The organism is Gaetbulibacter jejuensis, assembly GCF_039524015.1.
Classification (GTDB): Bacteria; Bacteroidota; Bacteroidia; order Flavobacteriales; family Flavobacteriaceae; genus Gaetbulibacter_B; species Gaetbulibacter_B jejuensis.
The window spans coordinates 59,077-85,347 of sequence record NZ_BAAAGF010000002.1; the positions used below are offsets into that span (position 1 = coordinate 59,077).

Consider the following 26,271-nt stretch of genomic DNA (forward strand, 5'->3'; position numbering starts at 1 on the left):
GTTTATTCTTCTAAGAGTCCATCGGTTTCCCATTGTATAACAATGTCTATTAGATTTTGAGGTAATCTTGGACCACCAAAAGGCATTAAAAATCCAGTATCTTCTGATGAAATTCTACTAATTAAACCTCTGTTTTCAACAGCATTTTTTACATCTTCATAAGTTAATAAAGACATTGGAGCTCCATTGATAGGAGGGTTGTTGTGGCACGAAATGCAGTTGTTGTCAATTATTGGTTTAACATCATTTACGTAGTTAATGTTCTCTATTATTGGAGTAGTATCAATTAATTCTTCTTCACTAGCGTTGGTGCAGCTATTGGCGACTATAAAAAGACAGGTTATAATTAGTGTTAATTTTTTCATTTTAAATTCTTAAAAAACTCTACTTAAATTAAATCCGAAATAAATATTACCATCACTCCAATCGCCTGTACTTTGTCCTAAAAACCCATTAGTGTTCATTGGTTGTGCATTGGTAAAATGCATTTGAAACACATGTCCTCCTGTTTCTAAATCAACACCTATTGAAAGCGGATTTTTAAAAGGAGAATTTGAAGCTCTGTTGAGATGCCAACCATAATCTACATTTAAAGTCCACCTGCTAGCAAGTTTATAACGACCACCAAAACCTAAAGCAAATTGTGAATTGTCTTGCTCGTCAAATTGTACAAAATTGTCATGGAAAAAAGTAGGAGCAATCTCTAATGAAAGATTATGGTTTATTTTCCTTGAAGCTAATAATTGTACTGTATAGCCTAAACGGTGTTTGAACTCTAACTTAGGTAAATTGTCTTTTTCTAAAGCGGTATTTACAAGAATAGAATTATAACCAACGATAGTAAAAGGAAATCCATTGTCGTGTTGTGATACTAAGCGATATTTAATTGCGCTTTCATAAATTTTTTGATAAGAACTACGAGAAACACTAATGTTAAATGCATCTGAAATTCCATAAATAAAATTCAATCTAGTGACAGCATCATCAAGACCAAAAAAGGTGTCAAAACCATTTTCTATACTTCCAAATCTGTGAGCAACTACAAAAGTGAATTCGTTTTTAGCTACCAGTTTTGTGGACTCAAAATTTACAATTTTGAGCCCTTTAAAAACCGCTATAGTTTTTTGATTTTCTAAAGAGTCTGTATCGATTTCGTCTAGCAAACTATCTTGAGAAAATGCAAGAAATGGGAATAATACTATTAAAAGAGTTCTATAGAGCACTTTTTTAGTTTTTAATGAAACGTTTACTCTCTTTATTGCTTTCAGAAGTAACTGTAATAATATACATACCACTATTTAATGAAGAGACATCAAATGTTGCTAGGTTTGTATTGCTTATGTTTTTTGAATTTACTTGCTTACCTAAAAGGTTGTAAATTGCGACTTCTCCTGAAAAAGCACTTTGAGAAAAATTAAGGTTTAAAACAGTGTTTGTTGGATTTGGTGTTAGACTAAAGCTTGAAATGTTTTCAAAATCCTCTAGTCCTAATAAAGTATCCCAAAAAGGAGCTCCATTTTGCCCACCATTTCCAGTATATTCAAATGGAGGCGCAACATTAACAAAAGTTCCTGCTGTCCAAATTCCTTTATTTACCGCAACGACTTCTCGTTGATGTCCAGCAGAACCCCATTGCATATAGTCTTGCATAGCAACGGATGATGCAAAACTAGCAGAATTGTATAAACCTAACTCTGCATCATTAGGATTACTGATTACTGTGGTTATTACGGTTACATCAGCACCAGCTGCTAAGTTTAATGAGCCTTGAGTAACTGTTAAAGAGCTTAATTGGTTGTAACTTGGGAAATTACATAATTGGTAATTACTAATGTCTACTGTAGTTCCTCCATAATTGTGCATAGTAACTTCTCCTGTTGATGGGTTAACAACTGTTAATCTCACTTGAGCATTTGCATTAAAACAAAATGCGGTAAAGAACATTAGGGCAATAATTGTTTTGAGTGTGTAATTGTTTTTCATTTGAATTTATTTTTGGTTAATTAATAATTATACATTGGTCTAATTTGATTTCGTTTAGTAAATCGTCATAGCCTATAACACGTCCTTTTATTTTTATGTTTTTATCTCGTTCGATGTTGTCTAGAGGTGTATTGAATTGACAAAAAATACTGTTGTTTAATGTGATGCTGTTCTTGTCAGAGTCAGTTACAGTTCCATCCACTTCAATGGTTTTGTTTAGGTATTTACTTTCAGATGCTTTGGGGTTTATAGAAAATTCGGCTGAAAAATTTGAAGCTTTAAATACAAATTCAGCTTCTTCATTTCCAATATCTCTATGGTCTTGATAGATGTAATTATATGCTATAAGAGCAATAATGATGAGTATTACTATGGCGATCCATTTTTTCATGTTGTCTCATTAGCTTAAAACCTAGACTTTGCTTTTTTATAAACTGCTCCAACATTGTTGAAGCAGTTTAAACATCAATCTAAGAACTTAGTTGTGCTTTTAGGAAAAACAAGTAATAGTGGAACTTTTCTTTTTCAATTAATCTTTTCCTTTGGCTAATACAATTACTAAGTGTATTTTTAATTACAAGTACTCTCGTACCTCAATCTATCTTCACCACCAACTCTAAGATCTACTTTAGTTTCCCCAGAATATTGTTGAATTTCATGTAGAACCCAATCGTTATTACAATATGGTAAACCTGTAATGTTTATGATGACAGTTATATCGTTTCCACTTCCGTTAGTTGACCATGTTCCGTTGTATGTAGTTCCTAAATAATAAGCATAAACAGTGCCTTCTTCATAAAACTGAAATGTATAACCATCATATAAATCGTCATAATCATTATCATTTCGTTCTAGTTTATCAACAATCCAACTATTGCAACTTGTAAGTATATTCACTAATTCAACAGGAGAACAATTGTCGCAATCGTCATCATTGTAATCATTGTCATCATCTTCATCGCAACTTTCAGCATAAGCGTTTATTGTTGTTTCAAGTTCAGTAAAATTGCTAATCGTAATCTCGGTGTTATCCTGTAAAACAACAGTGATAGGAAACCCAATAGTAATTAAATCATCTTCATCTATTTCATCAATAAAATCAAACAACATGAAGTCATTTGTGAAAGTAACAGTGTTTATAATTTCATTGTTTGTATTAAAAAAAGAAGCTGTAATAGGGTATTGAAAATCTAAACATTCAATGTCATCGTCATATTGGTTTTCACCATTACAGTCATTTGCAAAGTTTTGTAGTTCACTTATGTTGTTTATTGTAGTTTGACTGAAGTCAGAAAAAATGATTGTAATAGGAAAAATGATTTCAAGAGAGTCAATATCATCGTCGCTATCATCAAAAATGATTTCTATAGCTTCATAATCATCAGTAGTGTTAATTACAAGTTCTTGTCCATTGGCAATAACCGTTACAGGAAGTTCAACATTAAAACAATTGGCGTTATCAATAATATTATCATTAGAGCCATCATTCATAGCAGTGCGTTGCATTAAATTGGCAACGACTGATCCGGCTACTAGAGTTTCTTCTTCTGGAGCTTGCTCAAATACTACTTCTTCTTTTCGGCATGATGTAGCTAAAATAGCTAAAGCTAGTAGTGATAGAAAAAAGGTTTTTAATTGTAATTTCATTTTATAAGCAATGTTTATTATTAAACAACTCAGTTTTAAAAACTCCTGAACACTTTAAAAAATATTTATATACATTTAGGCAATTAAAGTGCTCAAATTGTCAAAAGATTTAAAAGAAGATATCTGCGAAGAAACTGTTTTTGAACGTGTTTATAATAAGTATTCAAAAGACTTAAACGACTTTTTATATTATAAATATGGAGCTCAGTACAACCCTAGTGATAAAGCACAAGATGCTTTTATGAAATTATGGGATAATTGTAAAAAAGTAACATTAAGTAAAGCAAAATCTTTTTTATTCACTGTTGCTAATAACATGATGTTGAATGAAATAAAGCATCAAAAAGTGGTGATGAAATTTGAAAAAGAAACACCTAAGAAATATACAAACGAAACTCCCGAATTTTTACTTGAGAAGGAACAGTATTTTGAGCGTTACCAAGCTGTACTGGAGAGTTTAACCGAAGAGCAACGAGTCGCTTTTTTGCTAAGTAAAGTTGAAGGTAAAAAACATGCTGAAATAGCTGAAATGTTAGGTGTTACCAAAAAAGTTGTTGAGTATAGAATTTATTCAGCATTTGACAAATTGAAAGAAGGATTGGGTGATTTTAAAATTAAATAATCAGGATTAATTAGGGTTAAGTTGTTATATATAAAATGATGGTTAATGGATAAAGACTACCTATTACAGAAATGGTTAAGAAATGAACTGACAGATGAAGAGCATGAAGCTTTTTCAAAATTAGAAGATGCTGATTTTTATAACGAAATAATAACTTCTGCAAAAGCTTTTAAAGCATCAAATTTTTCAAAAGTAGATTCTTTTGAAGTGTTTAAAGCCAAAGCCTTAGAAGCTCAAAATAAAAAACCTGTTTACAAGCTTAATGCTAGAAAATACTTAATGCGAATAGCTAGTGTATTAGTCATTGCTTTCGGTATTTATTTTTTGTTTGTTTTTAATCCGAATACTCAAATAGAAACATTAGCTAGTGAAAAGACTACCATTGAATTGCCTGATGCTTCTTTGGTTAGTTTAAATGCGTATTCGACTATCTCATTCAATAAAAAAGATTGGAAGGAAAACAGGTTGGTTGAATTGGATGGTGAAGCTTATTTTAAAGTTTCAAAAGGAGGTCAGTTTGATGTAAAAACCCAAGAAGGACTGGTAACAGTTGTTGGAACAGAGTTTAATGTTAAACAACGTAGCAACTACTTTGAAGTGGTTTGTTATGAAGGTAAAGTTAAGGTTGTTTCAGATACCATATCAAGACTTTTACAAGCAGGAGATAGTTATAGAATCCTTAATAATATGTTTACTGAAACGACTACTACTTCAATAAAACCAAAATGGACAGAAAATATTAGTGAGTTTGTTTCAGTGCCTTTTAAAGAAGTTTTGGCGGAGTTAGAGAGACAGTATAATATTGAGGTTACGTTTAAAGATGTAAATGTTAATCGTATATTTACAGGAGGCTTTATGCATAATGATTTAGAAAGTGCATTATTATCCATTACTCAACCTATGGATATGACCTTTGAACTGAGCTCTGATAACCTTGTTGTAATTCATGCAAAGAAGAATTAAAAAAGGGTTTTTACTATTTTGTTTTCTATTTTTTACTGTTCTTACCATAAATGCTCAAGATAGTAAAGAACAACAATCGCTTGTTCAAATAATTCAAAATTTACAACAGAGCTATAACGTACAATTCAATTATGCCCAAGATTTAGTGGACAATATTTTTATTGCTCCTCCATCTCAAAATATATCTTTACAAGAAGCATTACAATACCTTGAAAATAATACCCAATTAATCTTTTCACTTACTAATAACCAGTTTGTTTTAGTAACTGCAAAACAATCTATTATCATTTGTGGATATTTAAAAAACAAAGAAGGCCAACCTTTAGGTAATGCAACAATACAGAGCGAATCTGTTTTAACTGTTAGTGATAATAATGGTTTTTTTGAGTTGGAGCTGCCTTTAAAAGCAAAAACTATAACTGTTAGGTATCTGGGTTATAAAACACTACAAAAGCCAATTAAAGAGCTTCTTTCTAGGACTTGTGAAACTGTTGAGTTAATCCCAAATTTTGAATCACTTTCAGAAGTAATTATTTCAAACTTTATTACTCATGGTATTAAAAAACTTAATAACGGAACATATCAAATAAACTTTAACGAGTTTGATATTTTACCAGGTGTTATAGATACTGATGTTTTGCAGTCAGTACAAGCGTTTCCTGGTATTCAGAGTATTAATGAAACAGTATCAAATATAAGTATTAGAGGTGGAGCACATGACCAAAATTTGTTGCTTTGGGATAATATAAAAATGTACCAATCTGGTCACTTTTTCGGGCTTATTTCTATGTATAACCCTCAAATTACACAAAGCGTTAGTTTGGTTAAAAATGGAACTGATGTGGTTTTAACAGATGGAGTTTCGGGTACAATTGATATGAAAACCGAAAAAGAACTGAATACAAAGTTTAAAGGAAGCTTAGGAGCTAATCTTACTGATGTTAATGGATTTGCCGATGTGCCAATAGGAAAAAAATCGTCTTTTCAATTTGCTGCTAGAAAATCAATTAGTGATTTTGTGAAAACACCAACTTACAATGAGTTTTTTGATCGTATTTCGCAAAATACTGAGGTGGAAACAAATATGGGAGATATTATTAATTCTGATAAAGAGTTTGACTTTTATGACGCATCGCTTCGATGGATTTATAAAATAAGTGAAAAAGATGAACTAAGACTTAATTTTATAACAGTATCAAACAGGCTGCTATTTAATGAAAATGCTATGGTAAATGGTGTTGAAGACTCAAGAGAAAGTAGCTTAACCCAAAATAGTATTGCTGGTGCAATACGATATGATAGAGAGTGGAATACTAAGCTTAAAACCGCTCTTGAGATTTATGAAACAGATTACAAATTAAAAGCCGTAAATGTAAATATACTAGATTCGCAAAGATATTTACAAGAGAACGTGGTGTCTGAAACGAGCTTAAAGTTAATCTCAAATTACAAGCTAAACCCAAAAATGCAGTTATTGAGCGGGTACCATTTTGTAGAAACTGAAGTAACTAATCTAGATGATGTTGATAATCCGCTATACAAACTATTGGTCTCAGAGGTTGTTAGAACTCACGGTGTGTTTTCGCAATTTGGTTATACTTCAACTAATAGAAATACGAATATAAATGCAGGAGTAAGGTTTAATTATATTGACAAGTTAAAAAAAACAATTTGGGAGCCAAGACTCAGTTTTAGTCAGCGTTTTCTTGAAGACTTTACGTTTGAAATTCTTGGAGAGTTTAAACACCAAAACACGTCTCAGGTAATAAATGTTCAGAACGATTTTTTTGGAATTGAAAAACGCAGATGGCAACTTTCTAACGATGACAATATTCCTGTAATTACAAGTAAACAAGTTTCTACAGGAGTTAGTTTTTCAAAAAAAGGATGGTTATTAAGTTTAGAAGGGTATTATAAAAATGTTGATGGTATAACTTCACGCAGTCAAGGATTTCAAAATCAATATGAACTTTCTAGAACTTCAGGAAGCTATGAGGTAAAAGGTCTTGATGTTTTACTTAGAAAAGGATTTGATAAAGTAAGTGCTTGGTTAAGTTACTCCTTTATGGATAACAATTATGAATTCAAATCTTTGCAAGAAACAGTTTTTCCTAGTAATTATAATATTAGGCACGCAATTGCTTTTGGCACAACGTATTCTTCAAATAGATTTAAGGTTTCAGCAGGCTTAAATTGGCATTCAGGTAAACCAACAACAAATCCTATGGTATTAAATTCAATAAGTGATGGTGAAATTAATTACGAAGCATCAAACAACAGTAACCTACAAGACTATTTAAGAGTAGATGTTTCTGCTATATATAATTTGAAGATTTCTGAAAAAGTAAATTCCCATTTAGGACTTTCAGTATGGAATGTTCTCAACAAAGAAAACCAAATCAATAAGTTTTACAGTTTGGAAAATAATTCGGTAACACAATCTATTCAACACTCGTTGGGTATAACTCCCAATGCAGTTTTTAGAGTGTATTTTTAATTAATCCAAAGCATTTTTTGTAACATAAGCTCTCCAAGCAATAATTGCTAATTGGAGTTTACTGGCTTTGGTAATGTCGAGTTTTCGCTTAGTGAAGCTTGGTAGTAAAGCTTTGTTAACTGTTGCCAAGGTTTTGAAGACTTGCTTTTTCATTTAGCAAAAATAGTAAAACTTATTCTAGAACTAAGTTTTATATTTTTGTTAGGGTTGTACTTAACTGAAAATAATATCAATTAAAATTTTAGCAATTGTCATCATAATTTCTTGGTTTTTGGTTGTTAAAAATTCTTTGTTTTTTCGATTGAGTTTTCAATATATATTTTTAGAAATCTATCCTCCAAGTGTTTTAATGAAAATCGATGAAATTAACTTCTAATTGATAAGTAAAAAAATCATATATGTTTCAATTTATATGTGACTTGTCTTAAATGAAGTTTTATATTGTAATTTTTAAATAGCTTTTTGTTTTAAATTGTAATAATTGTAGGGCTTTTTTGAAGGTGAAAAATAAAACCAAGGGGATTTTGGTTATAAAAAGGCTGTTTTTTTAGCTTTTCATCTTTTTGAGTTAGTTAAAATATAAATACGAACCAATAAAGATAGATGTAGTTTTTAGCTCATTTTATGTTAAAATTAATGATTTGGTAAACCCCAAAATGTATTCTAGTTAAATTGATGCGTACATTTGCAAAAACTCCCTAATATGAAAAAAAAATTACTAGCAGTCATTTTACTTTTTTTTGCATGTACAACATTATTTAGTCAAGTTGTGATTAATGAGTTGGACTGTGATACACCAGGAATAGATGACCAAGAGTTTATTGAGTTAAAGTCTGATACACCAAACTTTTCTTTAGACGGTTATGTTTTGGTGTTTTTTAATGGTTCTTCTTCTGGAGGAGATTCTAGTTATATGACTATTGATTTAGATGGTGCAGTTACTGATGTTAATGGCTTGTTGTTAATAGGTAGTAGTACTGTAACTCCTTTTCCTCAGTTCTTAATTTCACCTAATGTTATTCAAAATGGAGCTGATGCAGTTGCTATTTATTTAGGGGACGATACCGATTTTCCTGAAGGTACTCTAGCAACTCAGACTAATTTAATTGATGCGTTGGCTTATGATACTAATGATAGTGATGATACTAATTTAATGGCGCTTTTAGGTTTAACTGAACAGATTAGCGAAGGTGCTTCAAACAATACAAATTCTATTCAAAGAAATGACGATGGCTCGTATACAGCAACAACACCAACTCCAAGAGCTTTAAATGAAGGTGGAGGAGTTGTGTTTAATGCGATTAGTATTTCAACTGCGCTAACGCAGTATGGTGAAGGTGACACGTTTGATATTACTTTTACAGCGCAAGAAAACGTTACTGCAGATTTTCAGTTTGACTTTACTTTAAACAATGGAACTTTTGATACTTCAGATTTTACAGGAACCACAACTGTTACTATTCCAAATGGACAAAACGCTGTAACCACTTCAATAACTATTATTGACGATGCTATTGATGAAGGTGATGAAGAACTCTTAATTCGATTTTTAGGTCTAGAACCTCCTTATATCCCGTTCAATAATTTTATAAAAATTAGAGTTATTGATAATGATTTTACTGTTGCTCCTTTTGGGACTCCAATAAACCCATCTTATGGTGTTGTAGAAAGTACACAGCCTAGTGGATATTACAATAGTTTAGACGAGTTGTCTGATACTGCGTTAAGACAAGCGTTACAAGATATTATTGCTGAAGAAGGTGTGGTTAGAGCTCAAACCTATACTGATGTTATTGATATTTTAAAAGAAGCAGACCAAAACCCTGAAAACAGTAACCAGGTTTGGTTAGTGTATCTAGAACAAGGAAGGGCAAAATTAGATTTTCAAACCACTTCTAATAATGTAGGAACTTGGAATAGAGAACATACTTTTCCTAGGTCTAGAGGAGGGTTTGATAGTATTGAAGAAGATGAAGTTGGTGACGGAATTGATATATTTTGGAACACCACAGCAGATTCTCTTCGTCATGGAAACTCTGATGCTCATGCACTACGAGCGGTTGATGGACCAGAAAATAGTAGTAGAGGAAACCAATTTTATGGAGAGTACAATGGACCTTCAGGAACTTTAGGCGGTTTTAAAGGAGATGTTGCAAGAAGCGTATTTTATATGGCTGTTAGATATAATGGTTTAGAAATTGTAAATGGTTTTCCAGAAGGATTGACAGGACAATTTGGGGACTTAGCTACGCTTTTAGATTGGCACAGAAATGATCCGCCTGACGATTTTGAAATGAACAGAAACAATGTGGTGTATCAATGGCAGTTTAATAGAAATCCATTTATAGACCAACCTGATTTAGTGGAATATATTTGGGGAAATATGGTAGGGCAAGTTTGGAATCAAGAACTTGGAATTGACGATGTAGATGTTGCTCAAATAAAGGTGTATCCTAACCCAACAAGCAGAGGTGTTCATATTTCAGGAATTAATAATCCTGCAAGTGTCGGGGTGTTTGCTGTTGATGGTCGTAAGGTTTATACTGAAAATATTTCAGGAGGGAATTCATATTTGAATATTAACGTTTCTCCTGGTATGTATTTGCTTAGCATAGTCTCAGGGGAACGAACAATTGTCAAGAAAATTATAGTGGAATAACAAAAAAGCCCAAACTTAAGTTTGGGCTTTTTTGTTTGTATAAGGGTGTCTAGTTTTTCTTTGTTATGATAATGACAACACCATCTTTGGCTTTGTCTCCATATTTTTCTACAGCTTTTTCGCCTTTAAGAACTTCAACCTCTTTTATTGTTTTTGGATCAATGTCTTTCAATTCCTTTCTTGAAACTTCCTTTCCGTCTAAAATAAATAAAGGATTACCATTGCTATAAGCTAAAGTATTGTTACCGTTTTCAGAAGCTATAATTTCAACATCTTTACCATCTTCATCAGTTAATACAATAGTTTTTACATCTTTTGTTACCCAAACATTGTCCTTATCTTTTTTAACAACAAAAACATTCTCTTCGTTATCTGTGTCTTCGTTTAATTCTATAACTTGAACATTGTCATCATCGGTTTTAATTTCAATAACAGTATTGCTTTTTCCGTTGGTGGTTGTTTTAACGTTTTGTTTTACAATAACTTTTTTGTCAGCATGTACGTTATCATCATCTTTTGAAATGAAAACTACATTGTTACCATTGTTTTGGCTGAATTTTACTTTACCATCATCAGATACAAAATGGATGTTTTTTAAGCTGTTTTCTACATGGCCAATTGCAACACTTTTACCGTCTTCGTCAAGTGCAATTTTAATATCTGCTATTGGTTCGTCTCCTTTAACATGATAATTAGCATTTGAATTTTTGTATTCAATATCAATTTTAATGGCAGTTATTTCATTGCTTTTGTTGCGTTTTATGCCTTTGAATTTTACCGAAGCACCATTGCTTTCCAGCTTAGATTTTAAATTGTCAAAATCAGCATCAGTGAAATCTTTAGTAATTAAAAACATTTCAGTATCTGCTAAAATAGATGTTGTGCTTTTAGCGGTTTTTGATTTTACAGTAGCTGCTTTTTTAGTTGATGTGCCTTTAGCAGTCGTAGTTATTGCTTTTGTTTGTTTTTGTGTTGTAGCAATTTTAGGTTGTTCAGTAGCGTCTAAACCTTCAACTGTAGCGTAATCAATTATTGGTGTTTCAATAGGAATTACTTTTTCGATATAAACAGTTTTAGTATTGAAGCTCATTAAAAATAAAGCTAAAGCAGGAAGTATTAATATATATTTCCAGGCTCTTAATTTGTTCGATTTTGATTTGTGTAACATAACTATTCGTTTTTTGATTAATGAAGTATAAAAATTGTTGGCTAATGCCAATTGATTGCTGTTTGTGCTTGCTTTTACTAATAGCATTTGATAGCTTTTTTCACATGATGAAACATGCTGAGCTTCTTGGTCTGCAATAAACTCTAGGTTTTGCTGTAGCGCTTTTTTGTACAGCCACATAAAGGGGTTGAACCAAAAGAGTATAGTAGCAAGATGGGTAATTATTATATCAATTGAATGAAATTGTTTTGAATGCACTTTTTCATGATTGATAATATGTTTAAGCTCTTCAGGGTTAAAATGAGAAGGGTTGTAAACGATATAGTTGAAAAATGAAAAAGGAGCGATGCTTTTACTTGTTTTTATGTAATAATGATTTTCACTTTTTTCAAGGCTGTTCTTTTTTAATAAAGAGAATAAAGAGAATAATTCTATTCCAAACTTTAGTAACAATACTACAACTCCAATGCTGTAAGCTAATGGGAGTAGTTGCATGTAGTTAAAAGGTTGTTCGGTTTGTTGCGTTTCAATAATTTTTCCAACAGCAATAAAATTTTGAGCTACAGGAGTGTATTCAATATAAACAGGAATAACAATAAATGGAATAGCGATTGCTGTAAATAACCCTGTAATTAAAAACCAACGGTTAGATGTAAAGAAGGTTTCGCGTTGTAAGAATAGCTTATAACACAAATAAAAAAGTACAATTATGGCTGATGATTTTAAAAGATATTCCATAACTAGCTCTTGTTTTCAATTAAAGCAATTATCTCTTTAAGCTCATCAACGCTTATCTTTTCCTCTTTAGCAAAAAACGATACAACATTCTTATATGAGTTGTTGAAATAGTTTTCAATTGCTGTGTTCATAAAACGTTTCTTGTAGGCTTCCTTAGAAATGATAGGGTAGTATTGATGCGTTTTACCATAAGCATTATAACTTACATAACCTTTCTCTTCAAGGTTTCTAATTATGGTTGATAGTGTGTTGTAGTGAGGTTTGTCGTCTTTTATTTCAGCAAGTACATCTTTAACGAAAGCTTTTTCAAGTTTCCAGAGTACATGCATAATCTCTTCTTCCTTATTGGTCAACTTTTGCATAGTGGATTTTAATTTGATTGAATACTCAAACTTATAACTATTTTTCTAGTTATACAACTACAAATATAGTTTTTTAACGAAATTTTTAGTTTTTAGCACAGATTGAAACTAAATAGTATCTTCGCCAAAAAATAGTTTTTATGAGTGTAATTTGGGTTATTTTAGGGTTATTGCTTTTAGTGGTAGGAGGTGAGTTTTTAGTACGCTCATCGGTTGCACTTTCATTTAAATTAAAATTATCCAAGCTTGTAATAGGTATGACAGTTGTGTCTTTTGCAACTTCTGCACCTGAATTATTAGTGAGTTTGCAAGCTGCTTTAGATGGTTCTTCTGATATTTCTTTAGGAAATGTTATTGGTTCAAATATTGCCAATATTGGTTTGGTTTTGGGTATAACCGCAATTATTTCTCCGTTATTAGTAGATAAAGACTTTTACAGATTGAATTGGCCAATGATGATGCTAATGTCTGTGTTGCTTTATGTTTTTCTGAAAAATGATGATTACTTAAGCTTGATGGAAGGTGTGCTTTTTATTGTTATGCTTACAGTATTTCTTGTTGTGCTTATTAAAGATTCTAGAAGAAAAACTAAAGTTAATTTAGATGAGGTAGACGATTCGCTTAAAGAAACATCCAATTTTAAAATTATACTTTGGTTATTAATAGGAGCTGCTGCGTTGTATTTTGGTAGTGAGTGGTTGGTAAAAGGCGCAAAAGATTTAGCTTCAGCGGTTGGAGTAAGTGAGTATGCTATTTCGGTTACTGTTATTGCAATAGGTACAAGTGTTCCTGAGTTAGCAGCATCAGTTATCGCAGCACTTAAAAAGGAAAAAGCAATTTCTTTAGGAAACCTAATAGGTTCAAATATTTTCAATATTGCATCGGTTTTAGGGCTTACAGCTATTATAAAACCAATAGCAGTAAATCCAAATACTCCAGAAATTTTATCAACCAATATCTTTTGGATGATAGGTTTTGCTGCTGTATTAATTCCGTTAGTGTTTTTACCTAAACGTTACGAACTTGGACGTTTAAAAGGCTTTTTGTTGTTTGGTGCGTATTTGATATTTATCTATTACGCAGTGGTATAAAAAACAAAAGCTTACAAATTAATGTAAGCTTTTGTGATTGTTTTTATGAACAAAACAAGATAATGTCTAATTAAACATTTGCTGACTTAACTGTTTTTACAATTCTACCAGCAATTTTGTATGGATCAGCATTAGAAGCAGGACGTCTGTCTTCTAACCAACCTTTCCAACCTTTTTCAACGGTAATAATAGGTATTCTAATTGAAGCTCCTCTATCTGAAACTCCATAACTAAAATCAGTTATAGCTGCAGTTTCGTGCTTTCCTGTTAAACGTTGGTCGTTAAATTCACCATAAACTTCAATGTGTTCTTTAACAACAGGTCTGAAAGCCTCACATATTTTTTCATAAGTTTCTTTGCTACCACAAGTTCTTAAAGTGGTGTTAGAGAAATTAGCATGCATACCAGATCCATTCCAATCCATATCTTTTCCTAATGGTTTTGGGTGGTATTCTATATAGTAACCATATTTTTCAGTTAATCTATCTAAAAGATAACGTGCAACCCATAATTCATCACCAGCTAATTTAGCACCTTTGGCAAATAACTGGAATTCCCATTGACCACAAGCAACTTCTTGGTTGATACCTTCAAAGTTTAAACCAGCAGCAATACATAAATCAGCGTGCTCTTCAACAAGCTGTCTACCATGAGTGTTTTTTCCACCAACTGAACAATAATACAATCCTTGAGGCGCAGGGTAACCTCCTACAGGGAAACCTAAAGGTAATTGTGTTTTAGTGTCCATAATGAAATATTCTTGCTCAAATCCAAACCAAAAGTCATTATCATCGTCATCAATTGTAGCTCTTCCGTTAGATTCGTGAGGAGTACCATCTGCATTTAAAACTTCAGTCATTACTAAGTATCCATTTTTTCTTTCAGGATCAGGAAAAATTGCAACAGGCTTTAATAAGCAGTCAGAAGATCCGCCTTCTGCTTGTCGTGTTGAACTTCCGTCAAAAGACCAAATAGGACAGTCTTCTAGTTTACCGCTAAAGTCTTCTTCAATCTTTGTTTTACTTCTCATGTTTTGAGTAGGATAGTAACCATCCAGCCATATGTACTCAAGTTTAGATTTTGCCATTGTGTAAATAGTTTTTGTAATTAAGCTACAAATATAATTTTTTTGTTTTTAAGTGTCATTTTTGAGGGGTTAATTTATTAACAAGTGATATTTTTTTATTTACACCCTTAAATTTAAGGGGTGATTTTAATAAATAATCATTTTAAAGCGTCTTAATTGTTAAATTGTTAATAATCTAATGTTAATTCGCTTTTTTAAAATTCATCATAACTATAAGTTTGTACTTTATTAACAAACAAAAACATACGTTATGTCCACATTAAGATTTCATGCGATAAAAGAATCATTAACAAGAAAACCTTTAGAGATTAAAGAAACAGAAAGACGTTCTGAAATCTTTGGAGCTAATGTTTTTAATGAGGTTTCAATGCGACAATACCTTACTAAAGAAGCTTACATGAGCGTTATGGATGCTATAAATAAAGGGACAAAAATAGATAGAGTTGTTGCAGACCATATTTCAACAGGAATGAAAGAGTGGGCAATTTCTAAAGGAGCAACGCATTATACACATTGGTTTCAGCCTTTAACAGGAACTACAGCTGAGAAACACGATGCCTTTTTTGAGCCATTAGGAGGAGGTCAAGCTATTGAAAAATTTGGAGGAGGTCAACTTGTACAGCAAGAACCAGATGCATCTAGTTTCCCTAATGGAGGAATAAGAAATACTTTTGAAGCAAGAGGTTACACCGCTTGGGATCCAACTTCGCCAGCATTTATCTATGGCACGACATTATGTATTCCAACAGTTTTTGTAGCATATACAGGTGAAGCTCTAGATTATAAAACACCATTGCTTAGAGCGCTTCAAGCAGTTGACAATGCAGCTGTAGATGTGTGTAAGTATTTTGATAAAAATGTGAAAAAAGTAAATGCGTCTTTAGGTTGGGAGCAGGAATACTTTTTAATAGATAGTGGTTTGGCAGCTTCCAGACCAGATATTGTTTTAACAGGAAGAACTTTGTTAGGTCACTCTTCGGCCAAAGGGCAGCAATTAGACGATCATTATTTTGGTACAATACCTAATAGAGCTATGGCGTATATGCGCGATTTAGAACACGAGTGTATGTTGTTGGGAATTCCTGTAAAAACTAGACATAATGAGGTGGCACCAAATCAGTTTGAGTTGGCACCAATATATGATGAAGCTAACCTTGCAGTAGACCATAATTCATTATTAATGGATGTAATGGGTAAGATTGCCGAACGTCATAATTTTAAGGTGTTGCTGCACGAGAAACCTTTTGCGGGAGTTAATGGGTCAGGTAAACATAACAACTGGAGTTTAGGAACCGATACAGGAGTTAACTTATTAAGTCCAGGAAAAACACCAATGAGTAATCTTCAGTTTTTAACCTTCTTTATCAATACTATAAAAGCGGTTAATGATAATGAGGAGTTATTAAGAGCAGCAATAGCTTCGGCAAGTAACGATCATAGGTTAGGAGCAAACGAAGCTCCACCAGCAATTATTTCGGTATTTATTGGGGAACAACTAACTAAAGTGCTTAGTGAATTAGAAAATGTAACCGATGGTAAACTGTCACCAGAAGAAAAAACAGACCTTAAACTTAATGTGGTTGGGAAAATTCCTGAGATTTTATTGGATAATACTGATAGAAATAGAACTTCATCTTTTGCTTTTACAGGTAATAAGTTTGAGTTCAGAGCTGTAGGTTCTAAAGCGAATTGTGCAAACCCAATGACCACGCTCAATGCTATTATGGCAAAACAGTTAATAGAGTTTAAAAAAGAAGTAGATGCGCTTATAGATAAGAAAAACCTTAAAAAAGACGAGGCTGTATTTAATATTCTTAGAGAGTATATTAAAAAATCAAAAAACATATTATTTGAAGGTAATGGCTACAGTGACGAATGGGAAAAAGAAGCTAAGAAAAGAGGTTTAAGTAATAATAAAACCACTCCTGAAGCATTAAAAGCTAAAGTAACCAAAAAGGCAATCGACCTTTTTGAGGAGTTGGGTATTATGAATAAAGTAGAATCTGAAGCACGATATGAAATTGAAATGGAAGAATACATTATGCGTATTCAAATTGAAGGTCGTGTATTAGGAGATATAGCTCGAAATCATGTGGTTCCTACTGCTGTACGTTATCAAAATATCTTGATTGATAATGTAAAAGGGTTAAAAGAAATTTATGGAACAAGCTATAAAAAGCTAGCTCAAGAACAGTTGAATTTAATCGAAGAAATTTCTGGGCACATTGCATCAATAAATTCTAATGTTACAAAAATGACAGAAGAACGTAAAACCTCAAATAAAATTGAAGATATAGAAAAGAAAGCACATGCTTACTGTAATAAAGTTAAACCAATATTTGATGATATAAGATACCATTGTGATAAGTTAGAATTACTTGTTGACGATGAGCTTTGGCCACTTACAAAATATAGAGAGCTACTTTTTACTAAGTAGTAAATACTGTGTTTGTGGCTCTTTTCTGTAAAAATTGATAAGTAGGTATACGTACATGAAAATGAATAGGATAGCATTTCAACGCTAAATTTTACTAATAATCGATTATTTGGTTAAACATAGTCAGGTCAGCTACTTAATTTAGTAAGTTTGTGACGCTATTAATCAATTATTTGTAAAATGAAGAAGTTACTATTAAGTGTGGCTGCTTTGATGTTTGCTACATTATTATTTTCTCAAGATGATTCTAATGTAGAGAATGACGAATTAACACATGACACAAGTGTTGTTAAGACAGAAATGAAAATAACGAAAGAGTCATAATATTCTTTCGTAAATACTTAACTGTTTTATTAAATGGGTTTCACACTCATTTAATAGGAAAAAGACAGGTGATTTTAAAATCATCTGTCTTTTTTTGTTTCAGAAATACCTAATAAGTTGATTCTTTGAATTTTATTTTGTTATATTGCGCTCCTTATTGCCTCATAATTAGAACTTTAAATCTCTTTTGTTATTAATTAAAGAACGTTTAATTAATATTAAATTGATGATAGCAAAATTCAAATGTATTAAGACGCTTGTCTTAATATTCCTAACTTTCTACGCGACTATATCTTTTGGTCAGGAAAACGAAAACCTTGATAACAGTAAAGCTTTTAAAAAGCTAAAATTTTATGACTACAGAAGTGATAATGTTATTGATGTTGCAGGAGGAACTTCAGTAATGAATGGAGATTATTTTACCGATCCGTTATTTGAAGTGTTTTTTCATGTTGGTTATAAACGTTATATCTTTCCTTATTTAAATATCAATTTCGGGTACAACAAATTCAATCTTGCATATAAAGATATTTTTAATGAAGGGTTTATGTCTTTCGATTTGAACTTAGAGTATACAATGCTACCTTATGAAAAATTCACACCTTATGTGTTTGCAGGAGCAGGTTATAATGCGGCTAATTATTTTGAACGTACAGATATGAAGGCACAAGCAGGACTTGGCGTAGAATATATAGTTATTGAAGGTTTGGGGCTAAAACTTTACGCTGACTATAATCATGTTTTTACAGATGAACTTGACGGTTTTGAGTTTGGTGATGCTGATGATGTATACTGGAGAATTGGGTTCGGAATTAACTTTTATTTAGGAGGAACAAAGAAAAGAGAAAAGATTTTAGCCAAATTACCAACAGTTATTAACACCAATTCTATAATTGAGAAACAAAATTGGGGTAAAAAATAAATTACAATCCTTATTTTTGTGGCTCAAAACAAATCCATGAGTCAAAATATAAGTAAAAGATATGCGCAAAGAGGCGTTTCAGCTTCTAAAGAAGACGTGCATAACGCTATCAAGAATATTGATAAAGGCTTGTTTCCTAAAGCATTCTGTAAAATTGTACCAGACTATTTAACAAACGATGAAGGTCATTGCTTGATTATGCATGCAGATGGAGCTGGTACAAAATCGTCTTTAGCTTATATGTATTGGAAAGAAACAGGAGATGTTTCAGTATGGAAAGGTATCGCGCAAGATGCACTTATCATGAATATTGATGACCTTCTATGTGTTGGTGCTACTGATAATATTATGCTGTCTTCAACTATAGGGAGAAATAAAAACTTAATTCCAGGAGAAGTTATTTCGGCTATTATTAATGGAACTGAAGAGCTGATCTCTGAATTAAAAAACTTTGGAGTAACCATTCATTCTACAGGTGGAGAAACTGCTGATGTTGGTGATTTGGTAAGAACCATTATTGTAGATTCTACTGTTACTGCTCGAATGAAACGTGAAGATGTCATTGATAATGCTAATATTAAAGCAGGTGATGTTATTGTTGGTTTAGAGTCTTTTGGTCAAGCAACTTATGAAAAAGAGTACAATGGCGGAATGGGAAGTAATGGATTAACATCGGCTAGACATGATGTTTTTAATAATTATTTAGCAGAAAAATATCCTGAAAGTTTTGATGCCTCTGTGCCTAAAGACTTAGTGTATTCTGGTAATGTGAAGTTAACTGATGCTGTTGAAAATTCGCCAATTGATGCAGGTAAATTAGTACTGTCGCCAACACGTACTTACGCTCCAATTATTAAGAATATTTTGTCAAAATACAATAGTGATTCCATTCACGGAATGGTACATTGCTCTGGTGGAGCACAAACTAAAATCCTTCATTTTGTAGACAGCCTTCACATAATTAAGGATAATATGTTTGAAATTCCTCCGTTGTTTAAGTTAATTCAAGAGCAATCAAATACAGACTGGAAAGAAATGTACCAAGTGTTTAATTGTGGACATAGAATGGAGTTATATGTATCTCCTGAAGTTGCACAAGACATTATTACAATTTCAAAATCATTTAACGTAAACGCTCAAATTATTGGAAGAGTTGAAGCGTCTTCAACTAAAAAACTAACTATTGAGAGTGAATACGGAACCTTTAACTACTAAAATTTTCACATCCGCTTAAACCCTATGATATAATGAAAAACCTTTTTTACCTTATCTTTTTATTAGTATTTCAATTTTCATACTCACAACCAGATTCATTGTTTTTCAAGAAGAAAATTAAAGAGATTGCTCCCAAATGGGAATTGGTAAATAGGGCAGGTTTAGATTTAAGTGAAGTGGCATTTGTAAACTGGAGTGCTGGTGGTAGTAACTCAATATCTGCGCTTGTAGGTGTAACTTCTAATTTAACTTATAGACATAAAAATTTTGTTTGGAAGAGTATTGGTTCTGTACGTTACGGAATTAATAAGCAAGAGAGTCAAAAAGTAAGAAAAACAGAAGATGTTATTGAGTTAGCGTCAAATTTAGGCTATAGAAAAGATACCCTAAATAACTGGTTTTATTCTGCAAGGTTTAACTTTAAAACACAAATTACCAATGGATATAACTATCCTGACAGAAATAATCCTATTTCTCAGTTTATGGCACCTGGTTATTTGTTTTTTGGTGTTGGAGCAGAGTATGGTAAAAATATGGAGAAGCTTAATTTGTATTTATCGCCATTAACCTTTAAATCAACATTTGTTCTGGATGAAGATTTAGCTAATGCTGGTTCTTTTGGTGTTACACCTGCTGAATTTGATGACGAAGGTAATGTACTTATTCCTGGTCAACGAGTACGAACCGAAATGGGAGTTTTAATAACTAATGCCTACGAAACGACATTGCTGGAAAATATATCAATAGTGAATTTAGTGAGTTTTTACACAGACTATCTCAATAGTTTTGGAAATGTAGATGTCGATTGGGAAGTTGTCTTCGATTTTAAAGTAAACAATTATGTGAGAGCAACTTTAGGGTCTCATCTAAAATACGATAATGATGTAAAAATCATTGAACCAACCGAAGTAGAAGACGAGTTTGTTGAAAAAGGAGCTAGAGTACAATGGAAACAACTTTTAGGCGTTGGCGTTGTTGTAGACTTTTAATCTAGACTTCCTGTGCTTACATAGTTGTAGGTCTCAAGTTCTTTGAGATCATTAATAGGCTTACTGCATCCGTTTTTTATTAGATATAGGTTGTCACTTGTGTTAATTACATTTTTATGCATGTGATCCGTTATGATGATTATCTTTTCGTGCTTTTCTTCAGAAATTAAGCCTATAATTTTTTGAATGTGTAAAGGCGATAAGTGCGAAAAAGGTTCGTCCAATAAAGCAATTTTGTTTTTTCCTTTTAGTATTAGGTAAGTTTCAATTACACGACGTTCTCCACCTGAAAGTTTATTGAACCTTTTGTCTTTGTAAGACGAAAACGATTCAAATTCTGCTACGAAATCATTCCAGTCTATTCTTAAAAGTTTGAAGACAGTTTTTAATTTGGCGCAATCTGGAGTAAAATTAAATTGAGGTAAAAAGCTTGCGAGTTTTGTTTTATATAAAGCAGGTGTAATTGGCTTTCCATCAATTCGTATGAGTTTATATTTTGATTGTAACGAGCCAAAAATAATGTTTAATAAGCAACTTTTTCCTGAACCATTACTACCAAGTACACCTGTGACTTTTCCAGTTTCGGCTTTTAAGTAAATACCGTTTAAAATGCATTTATCTTTAAAATAAAGCTCAACATTGCCTACCTCTAACGTCATATAAACTCTTTAATGAGTATAATATAAACAATCATTATAGATATATCTATTATAAAAAGGGACGAGAAAAGTTTAAAAGATGAAATACCTAAGTTTTTGTAGAAAATAAGCTTTCGTCTAGCATTAGTTTCGGTAACTAAATACCACAAAAACACAGTAAGGAAGAGTTTAGTAATTACAGCAGGAACAATGTGTGGATTAAATATAGTAATGCCAATATTAACAAGAAAAGACCAAATAAAATAAGGTCTGTAAAAAGAAAGTATAGCTCCAAATTGCTGCATAATACTAAGAAAACGTATTTTTAATAAAAATATTTTGAAGCAGTATTCGTAGCTAATAGTGCATATTAAAATTTAAGGATTCATAAATCATTGTAAATTCAATTTAAAGAAATTTTTTTATTAAAAAACACTTGGATAAAAGAGTAAGTGTTGTATGTTTAAAGTTTCTTTTAAGTAAGAAAGGTTACAGTAATTTTTTCATACTATTTTTATAATGCTTAAAACAAATTTAGGAGTATTTATAACTACCATCATCTTAATTTTATTCAATTTTTTATCTATATATAAATTCGGATTAAAATATTTTGATGAAACTAATTGTGTTGTTGTGTTTCTTTTATTTGTAGTGTTTTTGTATAACAAATGCTACTTAAATTTTAAACTATCTCTGGCATTTATATTGGCATTATTAGCCAATATTTCACTTATATATTATGAAAACATTGTGTTTTCTTTTTTAGTTAACATATTTAAACTTCTCTTTTATGTTGTGTTAATGTGGCATGTAATTCCGCTTCAGAGAAATGTCAAAATAACCCGCTTAGATTGGTTGTCTTATATATTTGTGTCTTTTTTAGGATTCGGTATAATTAAATTACTTATTGATTCTATTGAACAAAATCTAGAAGCAGGTCTAAGCTTATTGTTTTATATTCATGGTTTATGTTTAATGATTGTTCTGATTATAGCTTTTAGGTATAATAGTACTGACTTTAAAGGTGCTAAGTATTTTGCATTTCTTTTAGCTTTGTTTCTTTTTTCAGACATATTTTCATCCTTTGGGTACTACCTTGGTTATGATAATTTGTCTTACTTTGAGCGTTTTTTCTATACTATGGGACTTTGTTTTACTATAATATATTCTAAAAAATATATAGCAAAAAGCTTGAGTGAAAAGGATAGAGTTATCTAGCAATGTATATCGAGCAGATTTAAACATTTTAAATTCATAAATTATCGTATTTTTGCGGCACAATTTTAAGAAGATAAATGTTAGATAAATTACAAATAGTAAAACAGCGTTTTGATGAGGTTAGTGACCTAATCATTCAACCTGATATTATTTCAGACCAAAAACGCTATGTTGCTCTCAATAAAGAATACAAAGATCTTAAAGTGCTTGTTGACAAGCGTGATGAGTACCAAGAACTTGTAAATAATATCGCTGAAGCTGAAGAAATCATTGCTGATGGAAGTGACCAAGAAATGGTTGAAATGGCTAAAATGCAGTATGATGAAGCTAAAGCAAGAATACCTGTTTTAGAAGACGAAATTAAATTCTTACTAATACCAAAAGATCCTGAAGATGCTAAAAATGCAGTGGTTGAATTACGTGCAGGAACAGGTGGAGATGAGGCTAGTATTTTTGCAGGAGATTTATTTAGAATGTATACTAAATACTGCGAAGGTAAAGGGTGGAATGTAAGTACTGTTGATTTTAGCGAAGGAACAAATGGTGGGTTTAAGGAAATCCAGTTTGAAGTGTCTGGTGAAGATGTTTACGGAACTTTAAAATTTGAAGCAGGTGTACATCGTGTACAACGTGTACCGCAAACCGAAACACAAGGTAGAGTACACACAAGCGCTGCAACGGTTATGGTATTCCCAGAAGCCGAAGAGTTTGATGTGGAGATAGACCCAAAAGATGTACGTATTGATTATTTCTGTTCGTCAGGACCAGGAGGACAATCGGTAAACACTACCTATTCTGCTGTACGTTTAACGCATATCCCAACAGGCTTGGTAGCGCAATGTCAAGACCAAAAGTCACAGCACAAAAACAAGGAAAAAGCCTTTAAAGTATTACGTTCGCGTTTGTATGACTTAGAGCTTGCGAAAAAGCAAGAAGAAGATGCAGCAAAACGTGGTAGTATGGTAACATCTGGAGATAGAAGTGCTAAAATTAGAACTTACAACTATCCACAAGGACGTGTTACTGACCACAGAATTGGTTTAACACTTTACGATTTACAGAACATCGTTAATGGAGATATCCAAAAAATAATAGACGAATTAATGCTGGCTGAAAACACTGAAAAGTTGAAAGCTAGTGATGAAACCATATAACAACAAGCCTCTTTTTTTGAGGCTTTTTTTATAGCTAAAATAAAACTCTTTGCATTGAGGTCTTTGTTCAAAATACTAGTAGTTATTTTATTTTTCTCATGTGTTGATGATAAGTCTGTTCAAAAAGAAAAAACAGTTGTGTCAATTAACAACTCATCTATTGATTCAATTAATTTGGTTGAAGAATTAGTTTCTGACTTAAATTTACAAGAAGATGTAAAAGATAGTTCTGAAGAATGTATTTTTGATCAAGCTACACAAACGGATGAATTTTTAAAAGGCATAGATGAATTAAGTGATTATGTTTGGTTTGAAAAAGAGAAAAGAGCTGAAATTACTTTAAGTGATTATTGGGATTTAAGCATTATAAGAGGAGGATGTGATCATTTTGAGCTGACAGCAAAATTCACTTATAAGGGAAAACTGGATTTTGAAAAAGATAAAAAGTTACTCTTCAATAAAATAGTTTGGATAACATCTTTAATAGAAGAGTTTGATGGAGAAATCATTGAAAGATGTTTGAAGGATAAAAAGTATTCAGAGACAAAAGAAGATGAATATAATTATTATGTTGAGTTTTTAAATGAAAAAATTTATGAAAGCTATTTCTTAAGATTTAATAACGATAATAATACAATAATTGAAATTTCATATTTTATAAATTAAATTTCTTTCTGAAGGAAAGATAGTAATAACCAATGACAACACACCAACTCACTGAGCAAATCAAAAAAAAGAAATCCTTTTTATGTATAGGATTAGATGTTGATTTAAACAAAATACCACAACACTTACTACAAGAGGAAGATCCTATTTTTGCATTCAATAAAGCCATTATTGATGCTACACACCATTTGTGTGTTGCCTATAAACCTAATACAGCATTTTATGAGGCTTATGGACTTAAAGGTTGGAAAGCGCTTGAAAAAACCATAATGTATCTTAACGTAAAGCATCCTGAAATCTTTACTATTGCTGATGCAAAACGTGGTGATATTGGTAACACAAGTACCATGTATGCTAAAGCTTTTTTTGAAGACCTTGCTTTTGATAGTGTAACCGTAGCACCTTACATGGGAAAGGATTCTGTAGAGCCATTTTTAGCCTTTGAAAATAAACACACTATACTTTTGGCGTTAACTTCTAATGCAGGTGCTTTTGATTTTCAAACCAAAAAGGTTGATGAGGTTGAGTTGTACAAACACGTTTTAGAAACCTCAAAAACTTGGAATAATTCCCAAAACTTAATGTATGTGGTTGGTGCTACAAAAGCTGAATATTTAGCTGAAATACGCAAGATTATTCCTGAGAGTTTTCTTTTAGTGCCAGGAGTTGGTGCTCAAGGTGGAAGCTTACAAGAGGTTTGTAACTATGGAATGACCAACAATGTAGGTTTGCTTATAAACTCTTCACGAGGGATTATATATGCGTCTAATGGAGAAGATTTTGCTCAGGCTTCTGCTGCAAAAGCTAAAGAACTTCAAGAACAAATGGAGAGTATCTTAAATTAGAAGTTAGCTTATTTCTAATTTAAGTATCTTATCATGATGTATAAAGACCAACTCAATAGAGCGCTTCAGTTTAAAACAACACCAAAGCGAATAGTTTCTTTGGTGCCAAGTCTTACAGAGTTAATATGCGATTTAGGGTTGGAAGCATATCTTGTAGGTGTTACTAAGTTTTGCGTGCATCCTCAGCATATAAGGACTAATGTTGCTGTAGTAGGAGGAACAAAACAAGTTCATATTGATAAAATAGAAGCGCTTCAACCAGATATAATTCTTTGTAATAAGGAAGAAAATACCCAAGATATTGTTGAGAACTGTTCTGTAGTTGCTCAAGTGCACATAAGTGATATTTACACCATTGATGATTGCTTAGCGCTAATTATAATGTATGGTGAATTGTTTGCTGTAGAACAAAAAGCACAAGAATTGGTTAAAACGATAACTGCAAAAAAAGCAGATTTTTTAAAAACTATAGATAACAAACCTAAACCTAAAGTTGCTTATTTAATTTGGAAAAACCCTTGGATGGTGGCTGCACAACAAACGTTTATTGATTATATGCTTTCAATAAATAAATTTGAGAATGTTTTTGGCGCGTTACAGCGTTATCCTGAAGTGGATTTGAAAGATGAAAAGTTTAAGGATGCAGAATATGTTTTTTTATCTACAGAGCCTTATCCTTTTAAGGAAAGTGATGCCATAGCTATCCAAGCATCGTACCCAAATATTAAAGTGATTTTGGTAGATGGTGAACTGTTTTCGTGGTATGGTTCAAGACTCATTAAAGCTTTTGATTACTTTAAAAAGCTGCATCAAGAGTATTTGAATTAGAACGTTTTAAGCTCAATATTCTTTTCTTGAGTTTAGAAGCTTCATGGTATAAAAAGTCGCTCAAACCAGAGTCGGTTTGGGTAACGTTATACGCTTCCTCAATAAAGTTTAAATACGTACTTTCTAATTCTTTTAGATTCAAAACCTTCCCAAGGTTTGGTCTAATTCTTCCTACTTTACAAAAATGTGTGTTCATAAACTTGTTTTTATATAAATAC

Annotated in this window: 27 protein-coding genes; 15 read left to right on the forward strand and 12 right to left on the reverse strand. The window is 31.9% G+C overall.

Annotated features, from left to right (window positions below; translation table 11 throughout):
• Window positions 1-2: 2 nt before the first annotated feature.
• The 5 genes from ABD011_RS06830 to ABD011_RS06850 all read right to left on the reverse strand — a co-directional run bounded on the left by ABD011_RS06830 (window position 3) and on the right by ABD011_RS06850 (window position 3,630).
• Window positions 3-365 carry a hypothetical protein gene (locus ABD011_RS06830; protein WP_343796891.1) on the reverse strand — a complete coding sequence of 121 codons (363 nt, stop codon included), beginning with the start codon at window positions 363-365 and terminating at the stop codon, window positions 3-5.
• 9 nt (window positions 366-374) lie between these two features.
• A complete protein-coding gene (locus ABD011_RS06835) occupies window positions 375-1,223 on the reverse strand; it encodes a DUF5777 family beta-barrel protein (protein ID WP_343796893.1) in 849 nt (282 codons plus the stop codon).
• Between the two features lie 4 nt (window positions 1,224-1,227).
• Window positions 1,228-1,983, reverse strand: coding sequence for a T9SS type A sorting domain-containing protein (locus ABD011_RS06840; protein ID WP_343796895.1), 756 nt, complete (start codon window positions 1,981-1,983; stop codon window positions 1,228-1,230).
• Between the two features lie 16 nt (window positions 1,984-1,999).
• Window positions 2,000-2,374 carry an OB-fold putative lipoprotein gene (locus tag ABD011_RS06845; RefSeq protein ID WP_262732564.1) on the reverse strand — a complete coding sequence of 125 codons (375 nt, stop codon included), beginning with the start codon at window positions 2,372-2,374 and terminating at the stop codon, window positions 2,000-2,002.
• A 179-nt stretch (window positions 2,375-2,553) separates the two neighbouring features.
• Entirely contained in the window at window positions 2,554-3,630 is a 1,077-nt protein-coding gene (locus tag ABD011_RS06850; RefSeq protein ID WP_343796899.1) for a hypothetical protein, read from the reverse strand.
• A gap of 97 nt (window positions 3,631-3,727) precedes the next feature.
• On the opposite strand from ABD011_RS06850, the gene ABD011_RS06855 reads away from it, so the two are divergent.
• The 3 genes from ABD011_RS06855 to ABD011_RS06865 are packed head-to-tail and all read left to right on the forward strand — an operon-like array spanning window position 3,728 to window position 7,712.
• Entirely contained in the window at window positions 3,728-4,252 is a 525-nt protein-coding gene (locus ABD011_RS06855) for an RNA polymerase sigma factor (RefSeq protein ID WP_343796901.1), read from the forward strand.
• Window positions 4,253-4,297: 45 nt separating this feature from the next.
• The gene (locus ABD011_RS06860; protein WP_343796903.1) at window positions 4,298-5,215 is read left to right on the forward strand and encodes a FecR family protein; all 918 of its coding nucleotides are present in this window, start codon (window positions 4,298-4,300) and stop codon (window positions 5,213-5,215) included.
• Window positions 5,199-7,712, forward strand: a complete 2,514-nt coding sequence (locus tag ABD011_RS06865; RefSeq protein WP_343796905.1) for a TonB-dependent receptor — start codon at window positions 5,199-5,201, stop codon at window positions 7,710-7,712. The genes ABD011_RS06860 and ABD011_RS06865 overlap by 17 nt, the downstream gene beginning before the upstream one ends.
• Here ABD011_RS06865 and ABD011_RS06870 read toward each other — a convergent pair whose 3' ends face one another.
• Window positions 7,713-7,865: an SsrA-binding protein gene (locus ABD011_RS06870; protein WP_131507882.1), complete on the reverse strand. Its 153-nt coding sequence runs from the start codon at window positions 7,863-7,865 to the stop codon at window positions 7,713-7,715.
• A gap of 550 nt (window positions 7,866-8,415) precedes the next feature.
• Between ABD011_RS06870 and ABD011_RS06875 the strand changes: the two genes are divergently transcribed.
• On the forward strand, window positions 8,416-10,371 hold the full coding sequence (locus tag ABD011_RS06875) for an endonuclease (protein WP_343796908.1): 1,956 nt from the start codon (window positions 8,416-8,418) through the stop codon (window positions 10,369-10,371).
• A gap of 49 nt (window positions 10,372-10,420) precedes the next feature.
• Here ABD011_RS06875 and ABD011_RS06880 read toward each other — a convergent pair whose 3' ends face one another.
• Together ABD011_RS06880 and ABD011_RS06885 are read right to left on the reverse strand one after the other, a co-directional pair.
• Window positions 10,421-12,277, reverse strand: a complete 1,857-nt coding sequence (locus ABD011_RS06880; RefSeq protein WP_343796910.1) for a M56 family metallopeptidase — start codon at window positions 12,275-12,277, stop codon at window positions 10,421-10,423.
• A gap of 2 nt (window positions 12,278-12,279) precedes the next feature.
• A complete protein-coding gene (locus tag ABD011_RS06885; RefSeq protein ID WP_129761568.1) occupies window positions 12,280-12,639 on the reverse strand; it encodes a BlaI/MecI/CopY family transcriptional regulator in 360 nt (119 codons plus the stop codon).
• 140 nt (window positions 12,640-12,779) lie between these two features.
• Here ABD011_RS06885 and ABD011_RS06890 point away from each other — a divergent pair, with 140 nt between their 5' ends.
• The gene (locus tag ABD011_RS06890) at window positions 12,780-13,730 is read left to right on the forward strand and encodes a calcium/sodium antiporter (protein WP_343796914.1); all 951 of its coding nucleotides are present in this window, start codon (window positions 12,780-12,782) and stop codon (window positions 13,728-13,730) included.
• 70 nt (window positions 13,731-13,800) lie between these two features.
• On the opposite strand, the gene ABD011_RS06895 is transcribed toward ABD011_RS06890, so the two are convergent.
• Window positions 13,801-14,817: a glutamine synthetase beta-grasp domain-containing protein gene (locus tag ABD011_RS06895; RefSeq protein WP_131507874.1), complete on the reverse strand. Its 1,017-nt coding sequence runs from the start codon at window positions 14,815-14,817 to the stop codon at window positions 13,801-13,803.
• 250 nt (window positions 14,818-15,067) lie between these two features.
• Between ABD011_RS06895 and ABD011_RS06900 the strand changes: the two genes are divergently transcribed.
• From ABD011_RS06900 to ABD011_RS06920, 5 genes are all read left to right on the forward strand, one after another.
• Window positions 15,068-17,254 carry a glutamine synthetase III family protein gene (locus ABD011_RS06900; RefSeq protein WP_343796917.1) on the forward strand — a complete coding sequence of 729 codons (2,187 nt, stop codon included), beginning with the start codon at window positions 15,068-15,070 and terminating at the stop codon, window positions 17,252-17,254.
• A gap of 180 nt (window positions 17,255-17,434) precedes the next feature.
• Complete coding sequence (locus tag ABD011_RS06905; protein WP_161566749.1) at window positions 17,435-17,578, forward strand: hypothetical protein; 144 nt, start codon at window positions 17,435-17,437, stop codon at window positions 17,576-17,578.
• Between the two features lie 226 nt (window positions 17,579-17,804).
• Window positions 17,805-18,500: a Curli production assembly/transport component CsgG gene (locus ABD011_RS06910; RefSeq protein WP_343796919.1), complete on the forward strand. Its 696-nt coding sequence runs from the start codon at window positions 17,805-17,807 to the stop codon at window positions 18,498-18,500.
• A gap of 36 nt (window positions 18,501-18,536) precedes the next feature.
• Window positions 18,537-19,715, forward strand: coding sequence for an AIR synthase related protein (locus ABD011_RS06915; RefSeq protein WP_134201099.1), 1,179 nt, complete (start codon window positions 18,537-18,539; stop codon window positions 19,713-19,715).
• Window positions 19,716-19,747: 32 nt separating this feature from the next.
• Complete coding sequence (locus tag ABD011_RS06920) at window positions 19,748-20,704, forward strand: DUF3078 domain-containing protein (RefSeq protein WP_129761573.1); 957 nt, start codon at window positions 19,748-19,750, stop codon at window positions 20,702-20,704.
• Here the strand turns inward: ABD011_RS06920 and ABD011_RS06925 are convergent.
• Together ABD011_RS06925 and ABD011_RS06930 are read right to left on the reverse strand one after the other, a co-directional pair.
• Window positions 20,701-21,363, reverse strand: coding sequence for an ATP-binding cassette domain-containing protein (locus ABD011_RS06925; protein ID WP_343796922.1), 663 nt, complete (start codon window positions 21,361-21,363; stop codon window positions 20,701-20,703). The two genes, ABD011_RS06920 and ABD011_RS06925, sit on opposite strands and share 4 nt — an antisense overlap.
• Window positions 21,360-21,647 carry a hypothetical protein gene (locus ABD011_RS06930; RefSeq protein ID WP_262732575.1) on the reverse strand — a complete coding sequence of 96 codons (288 nt, stop codon included), beginning with the start codon at window positions 21,645-21,647 and terminating at the stop codon, window positions 21,360-21,362. The genes ABD011_RS06925 and ABD011_RS06930 overlap by 4 nt, the downstream gene beginning before the upstream one ends.
• A gap of 214 nt (window positions 21,648-21,861) precedes the next feature.
• Between ABD011_RS06930 and ABD011_RS06935 the strand changes: the two genes are divergently transcribed.
• The 5 genes from ABD011_RS06935 (at window position 21,862) to ABD011_RS06955 (ending at window position 26,053) form a co-directional block, all read left to right on the forward strand.
• Complete coding sequence (locus ABD011_RS06935; RefSeq protein WP_343796925.1) at window positions 21,862-22,560, forward strand: hypothetical protein; 699 nt, start codon at window positions 21,862-21,864, stop codon at window positions 22,558-22,560.
• A gap of 77 nt (window positions 22,561-22,637) precedes the next feature.
• Window positions 22,638-23,714, forward strand: coding sequence for a peptide chain release factor 1 (gene prfA, locus ABD011_RS06940; protein ID WP_129761577.1), 1,077 nt, complete (start codon window positions 22,638-22,640; stop codon window positions 23,712-23,714).
• Window positions 23,715-23,768: 54 nt separating this feature from the next.
• Window positions 23,769-24,380, forward strand: a complete 612-nt coding sequence (locus ABD011_RS06945; protein WP_343796928.1) for a hypothetical protein — start codon at window positions 23,769-23,771, stop codon at window positions 24,378-24,380.
• 32 nt (window positions 24,381-24,412) lie between these two features.
• On the forward strand, window positions 24,413-25,225 hold the full coding sequence (gene pyrF, locus ABD011_RS06950; protein WP_335974602.1) for an orotidine-5'-phosphate decarboxylase: 813 nt from the start codon (window positions 24,413-24,415) through the stop codon (window positions 25,223-25,225).
• 33 nt (window positions 25,226-25,258) lie between these two features.
• The gene (locus tag ABD011_RS06955; RefSeq protein WP_343796932.1) at window positions 25,259-26,053 is read left to right on the forward strand and encodes an ABC transporter substrate-binding protein; all 795 of its coding nucleotides are present in this window, start codon (window positions 25,259-25,261) and stop codon (window positions 26,051-26,053) included.
• Here the strand turns inward: ABD011_RS06955 and ABD011_RS06960 are convergent.
• Window positions 26,022-26,249 carry a Lacal_2735 family protein gene (locus ABD011_RS06960; RefSeq protein WP_129761580.1) on the reverse strand — a complete coding sequence of 76 codons (228 nt, stop codon included), beginning with the start codon at window positions 26,247-26,249 and terminating at the stop codon, window positions 26,022-26,024. The genes ABD011_RS06955 and ABD011_RS06960 overlap by 32 nt on opposite strands.
• Window positions 26,250-26,271: the final 22 nt, after the last annotated feature.